The organism is Janthinobacterium sp. GW822-FHT07H10, from assembly GCF_058798675.1.
Genome location: NZ_JBXAKS010000002.1, coordinates 267,602 through 285,116, shown reverse-complemented (window position 1 = coordinate 285,116; position 17,515 = coordinate 267,602). Strand labels below are relative to the sequence as shown.

26 protein-coding genes and 1 tRNA gene are annotated in these 17,515 nt (G+C 55.5%); 5 read left to right on the top strand and 22 right to left on the bottom strand.

All coding sequences use genetic code 11. From position 1 onward, the window contains the following. Positions 1-4: 4 nt before the first annotated feature. The 17 genes from AC1RDJ_RS05485 to AC1RDJ_RS05405 all read right to left on the bottom strand — a co-directional run bounded on the left by AC1RDJ_RS05485 (position 5) and on the right by AC1RDJ_RS05405 (position 10,941). Positions 5-823, bottom strand: a complete 819-nt coding sequence (locus AC1RDJ_RS05485) for a hypothetical protein (RefSeq protein WP_493026805.1) — start codon at positions 821-823, stop codon at positions 5-7. Next, entirely contained in the window at positions 820-1,464 is a 645-nt protein-coding gene (locus AC1RDJ_RS05480; protein WP_493026804.1) for a hypothetical protein, read from the bottom strand. The genes AC1RDJ_RS05485 and AC1RDJ_RS05480 overlap by 4 nt, the downstream gene beginning before the upstream one ends. A gap of 42 nt (positions 1,465-1,506) precedes the next feature. Then, positions 1,507-1,947, bottom strand: a complete 441-nt coding sequence (locus tag AC1RDJ_RS05475; RefSeq protein ID WP_493026803.1) for a hypothetical protein — start codon at positions 1,945-1,947, stop codon at positions 1,507-1,509. Then, positions 1,944-2,348: a hypothetical protein gene (locus AC1RDJ_RS05470; protein WP_493026801.1), complete on the bottom strand. Its 405-nt coding sequence runs from the start codon at positions 2,346-2,348 to the stop codon at positions 1,944-1,946. The genes AC1RDJ_RS05475 and AC1RDJ_RS05470 overlap by 4 nt, the downstream gene beginning before the upstream one ends. Beyond that, positions 2,342-2,467: a hypothetical protein gene (locus AC1RDJ_RS05465; protein ID WP_493026800.1), complete on the bottom strand. Its 126-nt coding sequence runs from the start codon at positions 2,465-2,467 to the stop codon at positions 2,342-2,344. Before AC1RDJ_RS05465 ends, AC1RDJ_RS05470 begins: the two co-directional genes overlap by 7 nt. 56 nt (positions 2,468-2,523) lie before the next feature. Further along, positions 2,524-2,991 carry a hypothetical protein gene (locus AC1RDJ_RS05460; RefSeq protein ID WP_493026798.1) on the bottom strand — a complete coding sequence of 156 codons (468 nt, stop codon included), beginning with the start codon at positions 2,989-2,991 and terminating at the stop codon, positions 2,524-2,526. Positions 2,992-3,055: 64 nt separating this feature from the next. After that, entirely contained in the window at positions 3,056-4,033 is a 978-nt protein-coding gene (locus AC1RDJ_RS05455) for a major capsid protein (RefSeq protein WP_493027145.1), read from the bottom strand. Positions 4,034-4,051: 18 nt separating this feature from the next. Further along, on the bottom strand, positions 4,052-4,831 hold the full coding sequence (locus AC1RDJ_RS05450; protein WP_493026797.1) for a DUF6651 domain-containing protein: 780 nt from the start codon (positions 4,829-4,831) through the stop codon (positions 4,052-4,054). Positions 4,832-4,955: 124 nt separating this feature from the next. After that, positions 4,956-5,189 carry a type II toxin-antitoxin system HicA family toxin gene (locus tag AC1RDJ_RS05445; RefSeq protein WP_493026796.1) on the bottom strand — a complete coding sequence of 78 codons (234 nt, stop codon included), beginning with the start codon at positions 5,187-5,189 and terminating at the stop codon, positions 4,956-4,958. After that, entirely contained in the window at positions 5,182-5,646 is a 465-nt protein-coding gene (locus tag AC1RDJ_RS05440; RefSeq protein WP_493026794.1) for a DUF4365 domain-containing protein, read from the bottom strand. The genes AC1RDJ_RS05445 and AC1RDJ_RS05440 overlap by 8 nt, the downstream gene beginning before the upstream one ends. Before the next feature lie 344 nt (positions 5,647-5,990). After that, positions 5,991-6,233 (bottom strand): hypothetical protein, encoded by a 243-nt coding sequence (locus AC1RDJ_RS05435; protein ID WP_493026792.1) that lies wholly within the window; start codon positions 6,231-6,233, stop codon positions 5,991-5,993. Further along, positions 6,234-7,601: a DUF4055 domain-containing protein gene (locus AC1RDJ_RS05430; protein ID WP_493026791.1), complete on the bottom strand. Its 1,368-nt coding sequence runs from the start codon at positions 7,599-7,601 to the stop codon at positions 6,234-6,236. It abuts the gene before it with no gap. A 14-nt stretch (positions 7,602-7,615) separates the two neighbouring features. Next, a complete protein-coding gene (locus AC1RDJ_RS05425) occupies positions 7,616-8,902 on the bottom strand; it encodes a terminase large subunit domain-containing protein (protein WP_493026790.1) in 1,287 nt (428 codons plus the stop codon). Beyond that, entirely contained in the window at positions 8,883-9,344 is a 462-nt protein-coding gene (locus AC1RDJ_RS05420; RefSeq protein ID WP_493026788.1) for a DUF2280 domain-containing protein, read from the bottom strand. Before AC1RDJ_RS05420 ends, AC1RDJ_RS05425 begins: the two co-directional genes overlap by 20 nt. A 30-nt stretch (positions 9,345-9,374) precedes the next feature. Beyond that, the gene (locus AC1RDJ_RS05415) at positions 9,375-10,013 is read right to left on the bottom strand and encodes a putative metallopeptidase (RefSeq protein WP_493026787.1); all 639 of its coding nucleotides are present in this window, start codon (positions 10,011-10,013) and stop codon (positions 9,375-9,377) included. A 62-nt stretch (positions 10,014-10,075) separates the two neighbouring features. Continuing rightward, positions 10,076-10,282, bottom strand: a complete 207-nt coding sequence (locus AC1RDJ_RS05410) for a DUF2158 domain-containing protein (protein ID WP_493026786.1) — start codon at positions 10,280-10,282, stop codon at positions 10,076-10,078. Between the two features lie 152 nt (positions 10,283-10,434). Then, positions 10,435-10,941: a KilA-N domain-containing protein gene (locus AC1RDJ_RS05405; RefSeq protein ID WP_493026785.1), complete on the bottom strand. Its 507-nt coding sequence runs from the start codon at positions 10,939-10,941 to the stop codon at positions 10,435-10,437. A 361-nt stretch (positions 10,942-11,302) separates the two neighbouring features. On the opposite strand from AC1RDJ_RS05405, the gene AC1RDJ_RS05400 reads away from it, so the two are divergent. Then, positions 11,303-11,665, top strand: a complete 363-nt coding sequence (locus AC1RDJ_RS05400) for a DUF2513 domain-containing protein (RefSeq protein WP_493026784.1) — start codon at positions 11,303-11,305, stop codon at positions 11,663-11,665. Between the two features lie 376 nt (positions 11,666-12,041). Here the strand turns inward: AC1RDJ_RS05400 and AC1RDJ_RS05395 are convergent. Further along, a tRNA-Gly gene (locus tag AC1RDJ_RS05395) sits at positions 12,042-12,112 on the bottom strand. Between the two features lie 361 nt (positions 12,113-12,473). On the opposite strand from AC1RDJ_RS05395, the gene AC1RDJ_RS05390 reads away from it, so the two are divergent. Together AC1RDJ_RS05390 and AC1RDJ_RS05385 are read left to right on the top strand one after the other, a co-directional pair. After that, complete coding sequence (locus AC1RDJ_RS05390) at positions 12,474-12,650, top strand: type II toxin-antitoxin system HicA family toxin (protein ID WP_289948370.1); 177 nt, start codon at positions 12,474-12,476, stop codon at positions 12,648-12,650. A gap of 70 nt (positions 12,651-12,720) precedes the next feature. After that, a complete protein-coding gene (locus tag AC1RDJ_RS05385) occupies positions 12,721-13,137 on the top strand; it encodes a type II toxin-antitoxin system HicB family antitoxin (RefSeq protein ID WP_493026783.1) in 417 nt (138 codons plus the stop codon). Positions 13,138-13,276: 139 nt separating this feature from the next. Here the strand turns inward: AC1RDJ_RS05385 and AC1RDJ_RS05380 are convergent, their stop codons facing one another. After that, positions 13,277-13,711 carry a hypothetical protein gene (locus AC1RDJ_RS05380; RefSeq protein WP_493026782.1) on the bottom strand — a complete coding sequence of 145 codons (435 nt, stop codon included), beginning with the start codon at positions 13,709-13,711 and terminating at the stop codon, positions 13,277-13,279. A gap of 507 nt (positions 13,712-14,218) precedes the next feature. After that, on the bottom strand, positions 14,219-14,761 hold the full coding sequence (locus tag AC1RDJ_RS05375) for a hypothetical protein (protein WP_493026781.1): 543 nt from the start codon (positions 14,759-14,761) through the stop codon (positions 14,219-14,221). Between the two features lie 248 nt (positions 14,762-15,009). Here AC1RDJ_RS05375 and AC1RDJ_RS05370 point away from each other — a divergent pair, with 248 nt between their 5' ends. After that, complete coding sequence (locus tag AC1RDJ_RS05370) at positions 15,010-16,131, top strand: SRA domain-containing endonuclease (protein ID WP_493026780.1); 1,122 nt, start codon at positions 15,010-15,012, stop codon at positions 16,129-16,131. A gap of 36 nt (positions 16,132-16,167) precedes the next feature. Beyond that, positions 16,168-16,755: a hypothetical protein gene (locus AC1RDJ_RS05365; protein WP_493026779.1), complete on the top strand. Its 588-nt coding sequence runs from the start codon at positions 16,168-16,170 to the stop codon at positions 16,753-16,755. A 72-nt stretch (positions 16,756-16,827) separates the two neighbouring features. Here the strand turns inward: AC1RDJ_RS05365 and AC1RDJ_RS05360 are convergent, their stop codons facing one another. Both AC1RDJ_RS05360 and AC1RDJ_RS05355 read right to left on the bottom strand, forming a co-directional pair. Further along, positions 16,828-17,151 carry a PDDEXK family nuclease gene (locus AC1RDJ_RS05360; RefSeq protein WP_493026777.1) on the bottom strand — a complete coding sequence of 108 codons (324 nt, stop codon included), beginning with the start codon at positions 17,149-17,151 and terminating at the stop codon, positions 16,828-16,830. A 20-nt stretch (positions 17,152-17,171) separates the two neighbouring features. Further along, on the bottom strand, positions 17,172-17,507 hold the full coding sequence (locus AC1RDJ_RS05355; RefSeq protein WP_493026776.1) for a hypothetical protein: 336 nt from the start codon (positions 17,505-17,507) through the stop codon (positions 17,172-17,174). Positions 17,508-17,515: the final 8 nt, after the last annotated feature.

Sequence of the window (17,515 nt, the reverse complement as noted above, 5' to 3'; positions counted from 1 at the left end):
GTTCCTAAGTGGCGCTTCCCGTACTGTTGAGTGCGGTTTGCGTGATTTGGGTTGCAGTCATTGACTGCGTTGTCGAATATTCGACGCTGTACTGAAAGTCGCGCCGATACAGCTTCGCCTTCTGCTGGTGGTCAGTGATGTGGCTGCTTCGATATATGAGCCGCGCGCCGTACCCATCGGCCAGCGTGAAGCGTTCAATCCCCGCCAGCGCGGTATCGAGTGCCCTGCCGATGACGTCGCGCTGTGCCGGCGTCGCCGACCAGACCGTAATCTGAAACACCCGTTCTAAGGTGCGAAGCGCCCGCACTACGGTGCCGGCCACGCCGATCAGCGCCGCAGTGATGTTCGCGGCAGCTGGCAGCGTGATGACGCCTCCGGCGGCCACCGCAGCCGGCCAATCGGCGGCAATCTGCCCCGCCAGACCGGCAGCCAGTGTCCCCGGCGTGTCTTCCGGTCTCGCGGCCACCACGTAGCACTTCCGGCCGATCCGGACCGATACGTTCTCAGGCTGGAATGACTCAAGCGGTGCGCCGCTGATCGTGATCTGTTGGCCGGTCACCGCGATGGCCAGGCCTGCAGTGTTGATGCTCGCCTCCGTCCAGTCCTTGGGGTAACGGGTCTTGTTCGCCTCAGTTTGGGTCTGAAAAACAGTGACGTGCGCCTTTTCCACCAGTAGATCTGCGTCGAGGCGCGAGCTGGTCGGCCAGCCGGCGTAGACAACGATATCCTTGCCGGAGACAGAGGCGGCGCCGGTACCGCCCGGGTAGACCGCAGCTGCAACCATGGCCACGAGGCTGTTTTGTACGTCGCCAATATCGCTCATGTCAGTGCCTGCATTGCGGTGATGCGCCAGCCCATGTCGGTCAGCTCAGCCGAGCTGACCAGCAGCCGGCGACCTAGATCGTCGGTGATGATGTCCGCCGTGCGCAACAGCAAACCTGGGAGCGCAGGCAACAGCACGGCCCACCAAGGCGAGCGAACGTCGCCCGGCAGATTCGTTTCATTCTTCTCGCCCTTGGCGCCCTGCAGCACCGAGGCTGGCCACGCTTGCATCAGCAGCGTCTCGTTGTCGTCTGTGTCGCCGCCGTAGCCGACCGCACCTACGCCCGTTTGCTGCTGCGGGCGCAGGATATTGATCGTTCTGTTGCACTCGACCGCCAGGATCGGCAACAGCGCCTGTTGGGCGGCGATGAAGAAAGTGCCGCTCGGTCCCACCAAGTAGTCGCCCACCCGCGTCTGCGCGCCGTCAACGATGGCGTACCAGGTTGGCTTGCCGTATTTGTTCGGCCTGCCGTATTTCATATCCTCGGCATTGAAACTGGCCCGGAGCGACGCGATTAGATTGCCGGCTGCCAGTGGCACGGCTGCGCCGGAGGGCCGATACAGCGCATGAGCTAGGCCAATTTTGTCGGCGGCCTTGGCATAGCCACGGTACACGCGGTCCTGAATTTTAGCGCCGTCCATAAGTACTCCAGTGTCAATAAGGCATCAGCCTTGCGCGAACGCTCATGTCGTCCCAATCCAGTGCGCATTCCTCATCCGCATGCCAGATTTGCCTGCAAGGAGGAAGGCACGGTGATTGCCGTAGTCGTGGCAAACCGGGCGCCCTTCGAACAGACCCCAGTTCTCGACTTTGGTATCAGCGAAGATGGCAGGGATTTTCTCCGGCAACTGCTCAAGCGTGATAGGCGTCGTCCTGGCCTGGATCAGCCAAAGCCCTCGCGGACTGAGCCAGTAGACCGGAGCAATCCACTTCGCCAGTGACGTGGCCGCCAGTTCACTCGACAGCTGCCATTCATTGATATTGCTGAAATTGCATCCGCTATCATGCTTTACGACACGAGTCTTGTCGATCGCACATTCAAAAACGGTGCGGTAGGTACCCACACCCAGTTTCCGACCACAGATCAGATTGATCAGGTCGTTGGTATCGTCGGCATCCATCATCCCCGTACCAACTTGATCGAATTGCCGCCGCCATCGTCCAGTCCAGGACCAGGTGCGAATCCTATGAAAGCACACATTTGGCGTCGAACACGATTAAAGAGCCCAACCCGGTCACTGACTTCGTTCTTGTTATGCGACCAGATAGCGGCAACGTCGGTATCCAGATTATCCCCGGCGCCAAATATTGCCGTTTCAAGTGTAGCTAAGTTCGTCAGGTAGATCGTCACGAGCACCACCTCTTCCTCAGCCGTGAGCGTGGTCAGCCGCGCGTAAAGCGACATCGTGCGCATGCCGAAGCGGCCATGCACCACGTCATGATTGCCGTCCATTGGCATGGCTGTGCCGACCACCTGGTAACCCATCCAACGCCGGGCGTCCGTCATTTGCGCTGATGTCAGCATTTAATCTCCAGTGAAAATACGGCGCTGTAATTGCTGGCACCGTGCGCGTCCACCGCTACAGTGCTGGCGTAGGATTCGGCGTCGGCCAGGCCTTCGCCGGATTCGATGATGATGGGCATAACGGCTTTAGGATGCTGGATCAATGAATGCCCCAACTTAGGGCGGTGGGTAGCGCTTAAGTGGTCTTGGCCTTGGCAGGCTTTGATTCAGCGGCTGCCGCCTGAGTGACTATGGCCTGCTTGGCCGCTTCGTCACGCAGGCGTTGGGCCTCGGCTTCGTTCGCGGCGGCCTGCTCCGCGTTGCGGGCGGCAGCGAGCTCATTTTGGTGCGCCTGCTTGGCAACGCGCTCTTTCTCGGCCGCCAGCTCGCGTTCGCGTTGCTGCAAATCATCGTGCGCAGCCAGCAGTTCAGCGCGAGCAGCCATCAACTCGCCCGCGGTCGGCAAGCGCTCGCCCGCGCTTTGATCAATGTATTCGGCCTTGATCGTGACTTCCGGCACGTCTACAGCGGCATTGGCGCGGTCGACCGCCACGTTTGCATCGATAATCTTGAGGCCAGCCTGGCGCGCGAGCGCCTTGACGTCCTCGTTGTATTGGAACATCGGCCCTGCCAGATACCAGATGTTTTCCGGCACTTTTTCCATTTGGAACCCCGTTTCTTCTGCATGTTGGATTAAACCGCGCCCTGTTTAATGGCGCGGTCGCTACTTACTTGGTCGCGTCACCGATGGTGATCACGCCAGCCGTATGCTTGTCGCTGGTGGCCACCTTGTCCCAGTTGGAGCCGGTGCCCAGCGCGGCATCGGATGGCGACTTGCCGCCCGAGGCTTCATCCCAGGTGTAGCCCTTCAAGCCCAGGCCGAAGGTGTAGTCAACCTGCATCGTGGTTTCAATGCGCTGATTACCGTTGGTCGTTTCAATGTTGCTGATGATGTCGGAGCCGTCGGTAACGGTTGCCGCACCTTCGGCCAAGGACAGCACGCGCAACTTCGCGGGTGCGGCAGGGCCAGGTGCTGGCCCGACGGCAGCCGAATACAGCGCCGGCGCGTCGGTAACGACCACCGGCTTGCCCAGCACATCCACCACGCGCACGTTTTGGGCCTGGAACAGCTGAGTTGCATTGGCCAGGTTGGCGCCAATCAGCTTGTGGAAGGTCGTGCCGTTCATGATCTGCGCCACCAAATTGCCGCTGTGGTCGCCGAACTTGCCGTGGGCTTCATTCATGGCGATGTAGTCCACACCACGCGTCGCGCTCACATCGTTGACCGTGTTGGCGTTGTTGCTGATGGCCGCCACCAGCGCAAGGATGGCGGTGTTCAATTGATCCGCCAGCATCGCTTCAGCGAAATTGCGCGAGGCAACTTCAATGCCTTCTGCCGTCGGCTTGTGCAGCCAGGTCATCTGCGATGGTTCAAAGCGAATCGGACCGAAGCCGCCGGCGATCTTCACCGAGTTGTGCTTCAACTGGGTCAGGTCGGTCGACGCCGCCACGCCATTGGCGCCGTAGCGATTTACACGGCGCTGGGCCGAATGGATGGCAGCGAAGAACGACTCTTGCAGGAAGTCGCCTTCGAAACCTTCGGTAGTGAGGCGAATGGCGCCGTTGCTGGCCGCGTTGAACTTGTCCACCATCTGCGCCAGCGTTTCGATGGTCGCCGGCATGATGTACTTGTTGAAGACTTGCATTTGGGAGAGAGACATTTTTTAGCCTTTCGCTAATTCGGGATATTGAGCAGCAAAAGCGGCGGCACGTTCTTCACGCGTCCCGCCGAGATTGCCGGTTTGTTTTTGTCCGCCACCACCGCCCTGCTGCGCACCGCCGCCGGATGCGCCCGAACCCTTGAGGATCTGATCCTTGTAGGGATACTGGTCCACCAGCGTTTCGAGCGCTTCATCGAAGTCGGCCAGATCGCCCGGGCGAGTGCGCGAGAAAATCTTGTTGCCCGCGCCGTCGTAGGCCACGATCTTGCCGGCCTCGACCTTGAAGGCCTGGCCAAAGCGCGCCTGAACCAGGTCGACCGGGATGGCAAACTTGTCGGTGATGAGCTTCGAACGATTGAAGCTGCCGCCGATCATTTCCGAATACAGGTTGCCGGTAATGGCGTCCAGCTCAGCCTTGGTCCGGGCCAGCTCGTCGGCATGGGCCTTGTTGGCTGCAGCAACCTGCTCTTCTGCTGCCTTTTTCGCGGCCAGCTTGATTTCTTCAACCTTGCCGGCTGCGACCAACTTGCCCTCGTCGACGTTCTTCATCAGTTCGATCGCCTTCGCTGCAACGGCAGGGTCGTCAATGCCAGCGAACGCTTGCAGCTTTGCCTCGGCGGCTTCCTTTGCTTCGCGGTGAGACTTTGCCTCACCGTTCAGGCCCTGGATCTTCTGCACGGCGGCCGCCGCATCGAACGGGACTTCCTTCCCGTCTTCATGTACGTAGACTGGCTTGCCATCCTGGACAACGACATTGCCATTTGCATCGAGTTTAAGTTTCATGTGGTGGCTTTCTGGGCATCCGCCCCATTGGTGACCTTCCGGCCGGTGCGCCGCGTCGCGTCCGCTTGCGGCAAAAAAAAAGCCGCCTGGTTGTCCGGGCGGCTTCAATCAACAATAAAAAATATTAATTTATTAATTTCTCTAATTCAGATTCTGTGGTCAACCCTGATTCAATAATTTGCTTTGAAATTGCCTTAATATATACAGAGCGCAATTCCTTTTCTCCGGTTGGAATAGATATTATCAATTCATTATTTTCATGCTTAAATATCGCATGGGATCCGGAGTTTCTTTCAGAAGAGAAACCAAGCTTCTCTAGCGCACGAATAAAATTTCTCGTAAGTACCGGCCTATACATGTGTTACTCCAACATTCGCCTTAAGCAAAGAAAGAATATTATTCTTATGAGTTCGCCAAATCATGGGCGTACTCGCATCGAATAGATTAGCTGAAGCAATACGGACAGTCATTGACTTTTTTTTCATAGAAGCAGGATCTATTTTATTCAATTCAAAATATTGCTGCAAATACAACCAATATGCTTTTAGATTAATCGCATCGTAGAGCACCAAATATACTGGAAAAGGCTCACCATGCCAAAAATTTATATCTTTTGCGCTAAGCGAAAATGTAAAATCACTCCCACTAACTTTCAAACGCATATAGTCAGTTGCTTTTAACTGTATATAAACAAGACCATTCTCCACTTCACCTGTTGGTGAATAAGTGAATGCAACTCCATCATACCCATAGTCCTTCGGAACAACGGTCATTGTGTGCCCTGCATTTAGCAGATGAAAGTCAACGTGATTCACGCTTAAGTCTGCTATTACATGCTTTCTAACTCTTTTTTTTCGCGTCGCCATACATCCTCAGATATAGAACTACCAGAGCAATTCCCTATAAAAATAGAGACTTTCACCATAGTAATCTATTTACAACCAATATAGCAATCCGATCTCATATAGTCTTGACCTACATCGGCGACATCCGTTGGGTGCAAATCAATGCCGCAACAGGCGACCTAGAAGCCCAACTGAACGCTTACAATCAAATAAACGCAGCCATGGTGCGAAGATCACCAGGATCGGAAATTCGAACGCTAAGACTAGCGGATTGTAAAAATGGAATTACTTCTGCGTTGTATTCCAAAGATACCTCATGGAAAATTCTTGTCTCTCAGCTGCCCCAGCGTCAATCTTCGCCCCTTGAGGTTCATCAGGTCATTCAGCGTGATCTTGCCCGCCTCATACATCTCGGCGCGGCCCGGGCCCAGGTACTCGGCACACCAGGCCCTATCCTTGCCCCCCTCGGTGTATGTCTTGCCATTGAGCGAACGGCCGTCCCAGGCGCGTGCCGTCGCCCGGTTCGTCCAGCTGCAAAGGTCGATGTACGCGCCCATTTATGTCCCAATCATGTTAGGCGGAGTCGACCGGATGCGTTGTTGCTCCGTCTCCCAGTCCAGATCCGGCGACAAGATGCCACGGCGCTGCAGCTCGTTGAAGAAGGTTTCGCCAGAGATTTTGCCGCCGGCGGCGCTCTTGAACAGCAGTTCGGCACTGGCCGAGGCCATCGACGCGGCGCCGAAATCCTTGAAAATGGTGATATGGCCGCCTTCGGCCTCGCCCACCCATTCAGCCATGAACTGCAGCGCCTGGTCGCCGGCATCCTCGACGTTGCCCGCGATTTTCTGCAGCGCGCAGGAGCCCTGCTCGTTGTCGGCCTGCGTCTGTGATTCGGTAATGTTTCCCGGCTTGATCACCAGCAGTTCAGCGCCAGCCTGGCGCATGCGGTCTTCCAGGTCAAGAATGGACAGGCGGCCGGCCTCGATGGCCTTGCCGCCGTGCTCCACGAATTTCAGGTCGCCCTCTGGCGCTTCCGACTTAACTGCACTGCCGGCGCCGACGGTGATGCCGCCCTCGCCCAGCATCTTGGCGAACAGGATTGGCACGCGCGCGATGTGCAGGATGTTCTGCTGGTCGCTCTTGCTCTGCCAGTGCTCGATGTTGCTGTGCGCTAGCTCGAGCAGCGGCGGCGTGGCCTGCATGTAGCCCAGGCGCTTGCCGTAGACGGGCACGAAAGGAATTGTCTCCAGCGTGGTGACTCCCTCCTCGTACAATGCCCATTCCTTCTTGCTGCCGGTCTCGCGCTGGCGCCAAGTCTGCCAAGTGCCGCGCCCCAGGACGCGCACCTGCTCGATTTCCTTGGTGTCGAAGTCGCCATTCGGCTCGGACACGCTCTCCAGCAGCCGCAGCTGGGTCAATCCGTTCAGGCTGGTCGCATTCTTCGGCAGCCAGCCCAGGACGTTCTGCACATGCACCTGGACGAAGTACGGGCGCACGCCAGCGGCCTGCTCGTCGGCCTTCGTAACCAGGTTGCCAGCCTTGGGGAAGTCGACCAGGATGCCAGCGAAGCCGTAGCCCATGGCCTCCTGTGTGATCTCCGACAGGAAGCTATGCAAGTCGCGGCCCGACAGATCGACGTTTTGCAGCCAAGGCTTGAGCCGTTCCGGCACGTCCTCGCCCAGCGTCACCGGTTTGCTGAATGGCTTGGCCGACAGCACATCGATGGTACGTGCGTAGGCCGGGAACAGCGTGGCCACGGCCAGGCGCAGCTCGTAGCTCTCGTCGTCCTCGCCTGGCCATTGCGGCAAATATTTTTTTTTTCCGGCGGCCCGCATGGTCTTCGTGCCGCCCAGCAGCGCGCCAATCAGTGCGCAATCTTCGTTCAGCTTGGCCGCTTCGGCTGATTGTGTGCGTACATCGGTCATGGAAATCCTTGTTGTTACATGCGCAGCGGCGCCGTAGTCGTCGTGCTCTTCACGATCGGGTAGCGCTTCACGAGGAAGTAGCCGTTCGCGTCATTCGGGTGGTCATGGCCAGATTTCTTGTCCGGCTGGCCGTCGGCGCCCCACACTTGCTGCTCCAGCGCCTCGGTGGTGGTCGGGCACTGATCGGTGTTGATCTTCCAGCGGCGCTCGCCCTGGGCGTTCAGGATCATCCCGTTGTAGGCGTTGACCCGGTCCTTGACCGCTGGGTTTGAGTGGTTCACTTCAAGCAGGAAGCCCGCCTGGCGCAAAATGGACAGATCGGACTCGCTGGCGTTCTTGCTGCTGGTGTTCTGCCCGGAGGCATCCGGGAAAATCTTCACCTGGTGGCCTTTGTCCTTGAAGTCTTCTTTCAGGATCTTGGCCATTGCCGGTGTATCACGCACCTGCACGCGCTCGGATAGCGTGCGCGGCAGCCCCTCCCGGACCACGTTGATGCAGGCAGTCATGTTCTGCACGTTGAAGTCGAGGCCCACCATCAGCGGCTCGCCGGGCAGAATGATCTCGTTCGTGTGGTTCAGCGCGCGGTCGAAATCGGCATACACGCTGCCGCTGGTCAGATTGGTGAACTTGCCGCGCAAGTACGCATCGATCAGCGCCGGCGGGTAGCTGGCCATCAGCGACGGGATGTAGTCGTCCGGCAAGTTCAGCTCATTGTCGAAGGTGCTCGCCTGGATCAAGCCGTACAGGCTGGCCAGCTCTGGCTTGTCCCGGATGGCCTTCACGAATTGTTGATAGACGAACTTGAAGCCCTCGGGCGTCGTCGTCACGTCAATTCCGTTCATCAGCCCCGGCACCTTGTAGCGCATTCGGGCGATGATCTTGCGCCAGGCCATCTGCGCCTTCTTCAGCGGCATCACGTCCAGTTCATCGATCAGCGCGTGGCCAATCTTAAAGCCGACGATGGTTTCAGGCTTCTCCATCGAGCGGCAGATGACCGTGCCGCGATAGCGCCGGCCCTCGTACACCTCGACCTCGTGGTCTCCCTGCTTCACCTTGATGCGCAGGCCCATCGCAAAGGCCACCTCCTCCATCGTGGGATAAAAGATGTCGCGAATCTGCGGATAGGTCGGTGCGAAGTAGCCCTGGTTGATGCCTGGCCACTGCCAGAAGTGTCCGCATATGCCGGCGCAGCCGACGAACGTCTTGCCAGAGCCGAACCCGGCCACGTAGGCCTTGAACTTGTGCGGCAGCTGCAGGAAGTCGGATTGCGGGACGTTCAGGTCAAACTGGATTGTCGTCATGGCGCTTGGCGTCTTTCACGCCGAAGGTGATGGCGACTGGTGTGGGCACCTGGTCGGCCTGCTCGGCCTTGCCCTTGTTCACGTAGATATCGCCCACTTCCTTGGCGGCCTGCTCATAAAGGCTGGCTACCAGCGGCAAGTTGCGCATGTTCTCGGCCTTCTGCGCTAGGCGACCCAGTCCACGTAGACGAAATGCCTTGCTGGCGATCGGGATTTCCTCGGCAGTGGCGCGGAACTTGGTCCGGGTCTCTTCGAAGATCGTCCGCCATTTTTGGCTCAGGTTACGGCCGACGTACGTGTTCGGGTCGTAGCAGGACACCTGCTGGCGACTCACATCAAGCCCGAATTCCTCTTTTACCGCTATCGAAACCTGCGTCGGCGAGTCGAAACAGGCCAGCGCGTTGACGATGTACAGCTTCACCTCGTCCTTGAGTGCGGCCATGTTTTAGTTTCCTGTAAAGCAACGTAAAGCCTACGCGGCCTTCAGCAGACACGTTCCGCACGCCCTCGCTATGTTGATTTTCGCCACTTCTGGCGCGGTCTTTGCTGCGTCAATCATGCGTTGCACGTCCTCGCTTGCTCCGTAGCGCCGGACAACGCAGACAAACTCCTCGACGTCATGTGCGCGCATGTACAGCTTCGGCAGCCCGTACTTGTTGAATGCTGGCGAGCCGAATTCATCCTGCTCCTGGGCGATGTGATAAAGCTCATGCTCGAGCAGCGCGCAGAATTCGGCGTCACTGCAGGTCAAGCAATACGATGCGTCCAAGGTAATGAGGAAGTCCGGCACGGCGCCGAACCAGTCGGCCATCTGCTGTTTCTGGCGGCCTTTCTGCCACGCTCCACAGCGGAAAGTGACTTCCTCGCACTGGCCCAGCACGGTGCGGCCGGCCTTATTGAAACCGTGCGGCGCCCACAGGAACTGCACGTCGGCATATTCCAGGTGGGCATGGTCTTCGTTGTATAGCGCGCCGCCTTCGGTGAGGATGGTTGCGCGCACACATTTGAGTACTTCGGGCGCAGGCAGGTAGCGGTTGTTAAGCGGGTCGGCGAATTCGGGTGGCGGCATCGGGCGCTGAGATGTCAATGCGGCGGACTTTCGTGTCAGCATTCCCTTCCCCATAAGCTCATCGCATAAAAAAACCGCCAATAGGCGGTTAGATTCAACTGTCGTTATTTTCTACGGTCATTTTGTGAGGTTCGCTTAAGTAATTCCACATCAAAAACATGTGAATGCACTTCATTTGCCGAGTCAATCCAAGTGCAAGCTGCCCCATCCTCTGGCCCCCCAGTCTCAACATAGTTCCCAACTCCTGCAATCGCCATTACTGGCCCCCCGCTTTTCAGCTCAACTGTCTCGCCCTTTTTGAATTCGCCCATATTGAACTCCCTCGCTTTGGTGAAAATTCAGTATAGCCGACCCGAGTACCGGTCGAACTACGCAGGGCAACGAGGCTCCGCGGATACGCTTTATGGCGTTATAAAAGTACCGTATTTCAGGCCCTTCTATTGGAGCACGCTGACAGATCGAGCTAGGAACTCTCAAGCAAGGAAGGCTGAATTTGCAGTGCCAAGCGGTCGATCTCACCCGTGAGGCTCGGCTTTTCGCGCTTGCGCTTCAGCATCAAGTGCGAACCGAACGAAGCGCGGATCTTCGAACCGTCATCCTTTGCGATGGCCGCCTGCAGCTCACGCCAAATGGCGAACTGCTGCGTTACCTGTCCGCGCATGATGTTGTCGATTTGTTCATCGCACCAGAGCGCGAAATCAATATTTAGCCAGCGCGCAAACACCACTGCCAACTTTGGGTGCAGCCATGTACCGCCGCCGCGATCGACCCGGGCGCGGCTCGTTTCTACATACGGGATTTCCCCGTATCTACGCGACATTGCAGCCAGATAGTCAGCGGTGGCTGGCAGTCGCAACCATTCGTGCGCCTGCTTGCCATACGATACCGCCGCTCCTGTCGCGTTGAACCAGCCGCGCTGATCGAACTGAAACACGCTACCGCCGAACTCCGAAATGATGATCTCGTGCATGATTTCCCTCGTCAATGGTCGTCGTTGAAATGGGTGCGCAGAAGCAGGGACGAGCTGCTTTCGGCTTGCAAACCTATCTGCGCATGGAAATGAAAGAAGCCCCGGCCAGCTTCAATTCTGTCGGGGCTTCGCAGTTTCGGAACACGGTATCAGTGTCCTCGATATTCAAATAGAAAAGCCGCCAGCGCAGTTATGCGGCCGGCGACGAAACCCGGCGTGGCGGGCAAGGAGAAGCTAGAGCGGGCGGGTACTCACCAGCCGCGTAACCATTTGTGATATTTAAAATTATCAACTGCACTACAATTAGGCGCGCCCCACTGCTTGCCGGCGGTGGACGCACTCATCAACTACGGAAGAGAAAATGAAACGAGACTTCGACCTTATCCGAATAATTCTGCTGGAGTTTGAGGCGCGACCGCCCAGCAACATCCCATTGAAATTCACGCACGCCGACTACGATCCAGAAATCATTAACGCTCACATGACCCTCCTTATTGAGGCGGGACTACTGGAGGGCACTGTGCAGGATCGGATGAGCGGTCCGAAGTACGCATTCCCGATCGGCCTGACCTGGGAGGGTCATGATTTTATTGACTCCATCAAGGACCCAACTTTATGGGAAAAGGCGAAGAAGAATGTGATCGCGCCGTTCGGCGGCGTCGCCTTTGGCGTCCTCAAAGAGTGGGCGGTAACGGAGGCGAAGTCGCGTTTAGGGCTTTCGTAAGTTCCTCTGAGCGGTTGAAATAAATCATCGCCGCGCTATTCATGGCGCGCTTCCCTTCGGGGTAGTCCGTCCGATCTGCGCACTGGTAACGTGCGCGTACACTTGTTCGCCATAACTCTACCAGCGCGCGCAGTTTGTCATCCTGGCTGGCTGGTAATTGGCTGGTCGGCAGGGCCTGGCGCAGCGCCGCCAATGACGCCGGGTCTATCACGCGCGCCGGGCGGAGCATCCAAGCGGCCAACCTTGCCGGCGCGCTCGGCAGTTACAGCCCCCTCATTTCCAACAGCGTTTTGCATGACATACCTTTCGAGTTACGGTTGTCCAGGGTTGCGGCCCAGTGCTTTGGAGCGCTCGGCTAAACGTGCGATGAACCTAAAGCGGGCAACGGGAATCGAACCCGCGTGGAAAGCTTGGAAGGCTTCCGCTCTGCCATTGAGCTAAGCCCGCGAAATCTGGTTTCCGGTTACAGCGTCCGGCGCCGAATAGCCGCGGGTACAACGCGCGTCGGCTGGGTGATGCATATCCTGCTCGTGGTTTTTGGCTGATTGATGCGCTAAGGCCTCGCCAGTGCCAAACTACCCGCTGCGCCGATGGCTAAATGCACGGTAAGTCGCCTTCACATTTGCGCCACATGGCGCTGGAGATGAATTCTTCGCTACTTCATGGTGCACCTCCTTTTCAGGCCTGCGGCGGCATGCTCGCGCGCGCATCCGGCCACCCAAAAAAATATAAGCATTTTTGTTGATATTGCTTGCAAACATAAACAATTTTGCTTATACTCATTCCATCGAAACAACAAAGGGGTGCAGTGAAACAGAGTGAGTTTGTACGGTGGCTCAAGCAGAACGGAGCGACTTTCAAGGATGGCACGAACCACTTGAAGGTTTATCTGAACGGCAAACAGACCATCCTCCCGAGGCACCCAAGCAAGGAACTGAAAACAGGCCTTGTCGAAGGAGTTAAGAAACAGCTAAATCTAAAGTGAAGCAAGCCCCGAAAGGGGTTTGCGACACGATTCACAGCACCGCAGCAACCGTACCTAGACGAGGACGAAAATGAAATATCCAGCAACTTTTACACCAGATCCGGATGGCGGCTATGTCGTCACGTTCCGCGACATCCCCGAAGCGATCGCCCAAGGCGATGACGAAGCCGAAGCACTGGCCGAAGCCCGCTCTGCCCTTGCCACCGCGATGGATTTCTATTTTGAAGACCGCCGTGCCGCCCCTACGCCATCAGCCGCGCTGCCTGGCGAGCGCCTTATCAGCCTTCCGGCCAGTGTCAGCGCCAAGGTGTTACTACTTAATGAAATGGCCGCACAGGATATGCGCCCGGCCGAGCTGGCCCGACGCCTGGGCGTGAAGCCCCAGGAAGTAACGCGGCTGCTTGACTTGGCGCATACAACCAAGATCGACGCTATCGAAGACGCGATGCATGCACTTGGTCGAGAGCTTGAGGTTGTAGCGGCATAACCGTCACACGGTGCAGGTGGCAAGCGTCATACTGCACGAATCGGGCGGCCGGAGGGTGACCTCTTCCACTGGCTGCTCACGCGCTGAAATATAAAAAGCCACCTCAAGGGTGGCTTAGGTTTTTGCTACCATAAAAACTTCATGGAACATTATTGCGGAAAGAAATGACATCATGAGCGGTTAGATGATCTTCGTCGCCCAGCAGATGCTTCCTGACTTTTATCAAAATAGTCTTAACGCTATCAGCCCCGGGGGCGTGCGCCAAAGTGTTAGAGAGTTCTTTCGCTATGGATTCTGGCAACCAAAGAAATGCCTCAAAACTCAACTGGTTCAAACGCGTGGCCAGGTCGGGATTCACATTTATGCTCGACGCCCAGACCGCTAAAAGCTCAGCAACCAAAGCCGCCTTCATGCGGAGTTCGTGTTCGTGCTCAGCAGCCTGAATCTTTTTCTCGTATTCATGTGCGATGGAAAATTCTATTCGCTTTTCAATCCAGGTTTTGGACAAAAGCGCAGCGATCGACAAAAGGAAAGCGCTAGAAATCGCGCCGGAAACAAAACCCAAAATATCCATCTCAACTCCTTAACAAGAAGAAACGAAGTTTAGCCTAATGAATAGTTTTGGACACACTATGGGTGGGTAGTGGGCGGATCGTCGGATGAAAGCAGCTCTTTCATCAAGCTACATATATCCAGCACCATCCCAGGCTCAACCTCAGGCTCAGGCTCAGGCTCAAACCCGCAGCAGCTTTCGCCGCGGCCAGTGCCCTGTCATTGCACGCAAATGCGGTGATCAGCCTTGGCAAAAAAGGATCGGCTTGGCGCAGTCGCTATCGACCTAACTTGCCCCATAGAAAAAGCCCGCATATACGGGTTCGGTATTACTTTCACGACTTCAGTGCGTGGTGAGAGGCAAATTCAAGGCGTGCAGGTACAGCGCTGGGTCCGGGTACTGTCGCGAGTTCCAGCTATCGGTGGCGCGGTGCGCACATTACGATTTCCGGAAGAATTTTCTTGAACTAGAGCCTGCATTATACAGCCGAAATACTGTTTGTAAACACAGGCTTTAAAAACTACCGCACTACTGGTCGCCGCCGCGCAACAATCCGCCCGCCCGGCCAGAATGGCTGTCGTAAATCGCGCTCAGGTCGCTCACCATGTCCTTGACCCGCTCCAACTCCAAGCCCGCCACGCCATATACGGGCGCCACACCGGTTCCTTTGCACGACGTGCACTGCCCGCTCCCCAGCAACACCTTGACGCCGGTCCCGCTGCAGCCTTTGCACTTGCTATCGAGCCAGTGCGCCAGCGACTTCTCGGCTACTCGGCGGTACAGCGCCTGCGCCGACTGGGCATCCCAGGCCGTGTTTTCCGGCAGCCAACGGCGTGCCCGGCCGCGCTTAATCACCTCGACAGTCCAGATGCGCAACAGCTGTGCCAGGTTCTGCTGATTGCCTTCGAACATGCGGTTTAGCGTGCCGTCGGCGTACTTCACGCGGCACAGCAGCGCACCAATATCACCAGCAAGCGCCGCGGCGGCCAGCGGGTCCGTCTGGTGGTGCTGTGCGTCGTCCATCAGATTGTTCGATCCGATTGCTGCGATGTAGCGGTCTGTAAAGCCCATTTTATGCCTCCCTATCTCTATCTCTATCTGAAATGTTAACACAGCAAAATCGCTTCGACCGCAACGCGGCGCTGAATCTTGATAGAACCCTGTGTAGCCTGGGAAGCGATAGTGCATCTATGACATTGATCAAGTAGGCAGGGTTAGAATATTTCCAAACAACAATAATTGTTGATTTATCTAGCTGATACACAAGATAATGAGGACCACACGCAAATAGCGCGATATGGCAATCTTTAGAGGACAAGATGGCAATCATTCCAGTAGGCAAAGAAAAAATCGAAGAAGCATTCGCAGCATTTGACGAACATGTACGCACTTCAGACGAATTCCTCGATTGGGAGAGTAGCAAGGCTCAACGCCACGCAATCGAGTTAAACGGAAAAAAATATCCTCCAAAGAAAATTATCTCTATGGCTACCGGTATGCCAGTTTCAGCGTTGAGCGGCGGCCCTGAGGCGAACAATTACTTGAAGAAAAGAGGTTTCAAAATAGTTCCAATCGCCGGTAGCGTTACGAAGCCGATCCCCGTGTTCGAACTCGGAAAGGTCTACCAAAGGCGAGAAGATATTCATCTCCCATACGGAGGAAGCTGGCAAAGCGGAATTTCCGCATCGAGCGTATCAGACGCCATTTTCCTTTTTACGGGCGATAGCGGTGGCCAATATGGCTACAAGGACGAGTTCGTCCTTGACGAAAGTGGCGTTCAGGTTTTCATGTACACCGGCGAAGGTCAAGTCGGTAATATGACACTTACCCGTGGAAACCTTGCAATTTCAGAGCATAGCAAACTTGGACGAGCACTCCACTTATTTGAAATATTAGGAAAAAGAAAAGGAGTAAGATATCTCGGCGAATTTATCTATGCTAATCACGAAACCAGGCGTGGTAGGGACAAGACCTTAGCAGAACGGGAAATTATTGTTTTTCGCCTAATAAACGTTGCAGATGCAGAACGCTTTGAATCAGAAGAGCCGCAGGACGTTAATCAGATAAATTCATCAAACGTTTCGTTAGAAGAAGCCAGAGCTGCTGCTTATGCGGCATCAACAACAACATCTAATCCTGCTGGAAAATCTGGTGTTCGCATTCTTTACTTACGAAGCAAAGCAGTGAAAGACTACGTACTTTTGCGCGCAGGAGGCATTTGTGAGTCGTGCAATACACCAGCACCATTTTTCAAGAAAGATGGCACGCCTTACCTTGAGCCGCATCACACCACAAGAGTTTCAGATGGCGGACCGGACCACCCATCCCACGTGGGAGCGATTTGCCCCTCATGCCATAAAGAGATCCATCACGGAATGAATGGAAAGAAAAAAAATCAAGCTCTGATAGACAATTTAAAAGAAATAGAATATGGAAAATAAATTTCCAATAACGCAATAAATCCACAGGAGTAACAAATGAACGAATTATGCAATCCCTCTACACTCATTCCAATAATCATAAGCCTCATCCTTGCAATTATTACGTTTCTCTATTTGCGTGAAACATACATATCAAGAAACATAATTGAAAAACAATTCAAATTAGCAGAAAAAAGCTATATTGAATCAATAAAGCCGATCCTATACGCGCGAAAGCTCAGCAAACCTAATGAGGAAAATGAACTAAACATATCAATCATTAATGCAACTAGCAATCTTGCACGTGACATTAAGGCATTTTATTATTCACACGAAAAAAATATTCTTCTCGTAACAAAAGCTGGCGGCAGAGGGATGCTAAAAGCAGATAATGAAGCAACGATGATAATATCATTAAATGAAAGATACAAAGACAAAGAAGCACTCATCGAAACCTATGCCGGATTTTACGGCATAGATAAAGAAAAAATTGAAACTCTATTCTCAAAGGAAAAGAAGTCATTCCTAGTTTTACTTTATACCGACAAAGAAGGCGTGCCCTATGCAACGAAGGCGGCATTTAGACCATCAAAAGGAGGAGTTTTTATTAGGCAACGCTCTATAATCTACCCCCTTTCAAATTAGAGTTTTATCAATCAAAAATTATCACTTTTAGTCTCAGCAATGCATTTCAATTTAATTTGAGAAAGTGGCCTCTTATAATTCCTCCATTTTCCAACCGCCGCCTGCCTTCTTCGGCAGCGCCTGGACGGCGACGAAGCGCAGCGGGTACATGTCGGCCGCGATCTTGATCTTCGCGCGCGCGTCGTCCTGCCAGTACCCCTTCACTTCGTGCGCCTCCAGCGCGCCGTCGGCCAGCTGCACGGCAAAATCCGGCGTGTAAAAAGTGCTATCGGCCAGGCGAAATTTCAGGCCTTCGAACTTGTACCAGGCCACCTCGCCGGCAGCCTTACGCAGCTCCAGCGTCCTGGCGTAGGCCTCCTCGGTCTGGTTCATGGCGCCGACCTTCAGGCGGCCCAAGGCCTGTAAGCCACGGGCCATCATCGCGATTTCTCCAGGCGATGCATTGCCGCCTTAACGATGGCACACCGCGCAGCCGCGTCACGGTCGCCGCCGTGCACCGAATAAAGCTCGGCAGTGCCGCCTGCACCGACATAGGTCGACATGAACATCGGGTTAATTTCGAACCGCGCGAGCAACGGCCCGGCCGCCGCCCAGTCGCCCAGCCAGTCCGGTACCAGCACCAGACCGCGACTTGCGGCGGCGCCCGCCGGCGGCGTGCCGACCAGAGCGCCGCCCACCTCGACAATGTTGGACCAGCCCAGCAGCTCGGCCAGGCGTTTGTTTGCTGCGATTTTGTTTTCTTGATTTTTCATTTAAAGCC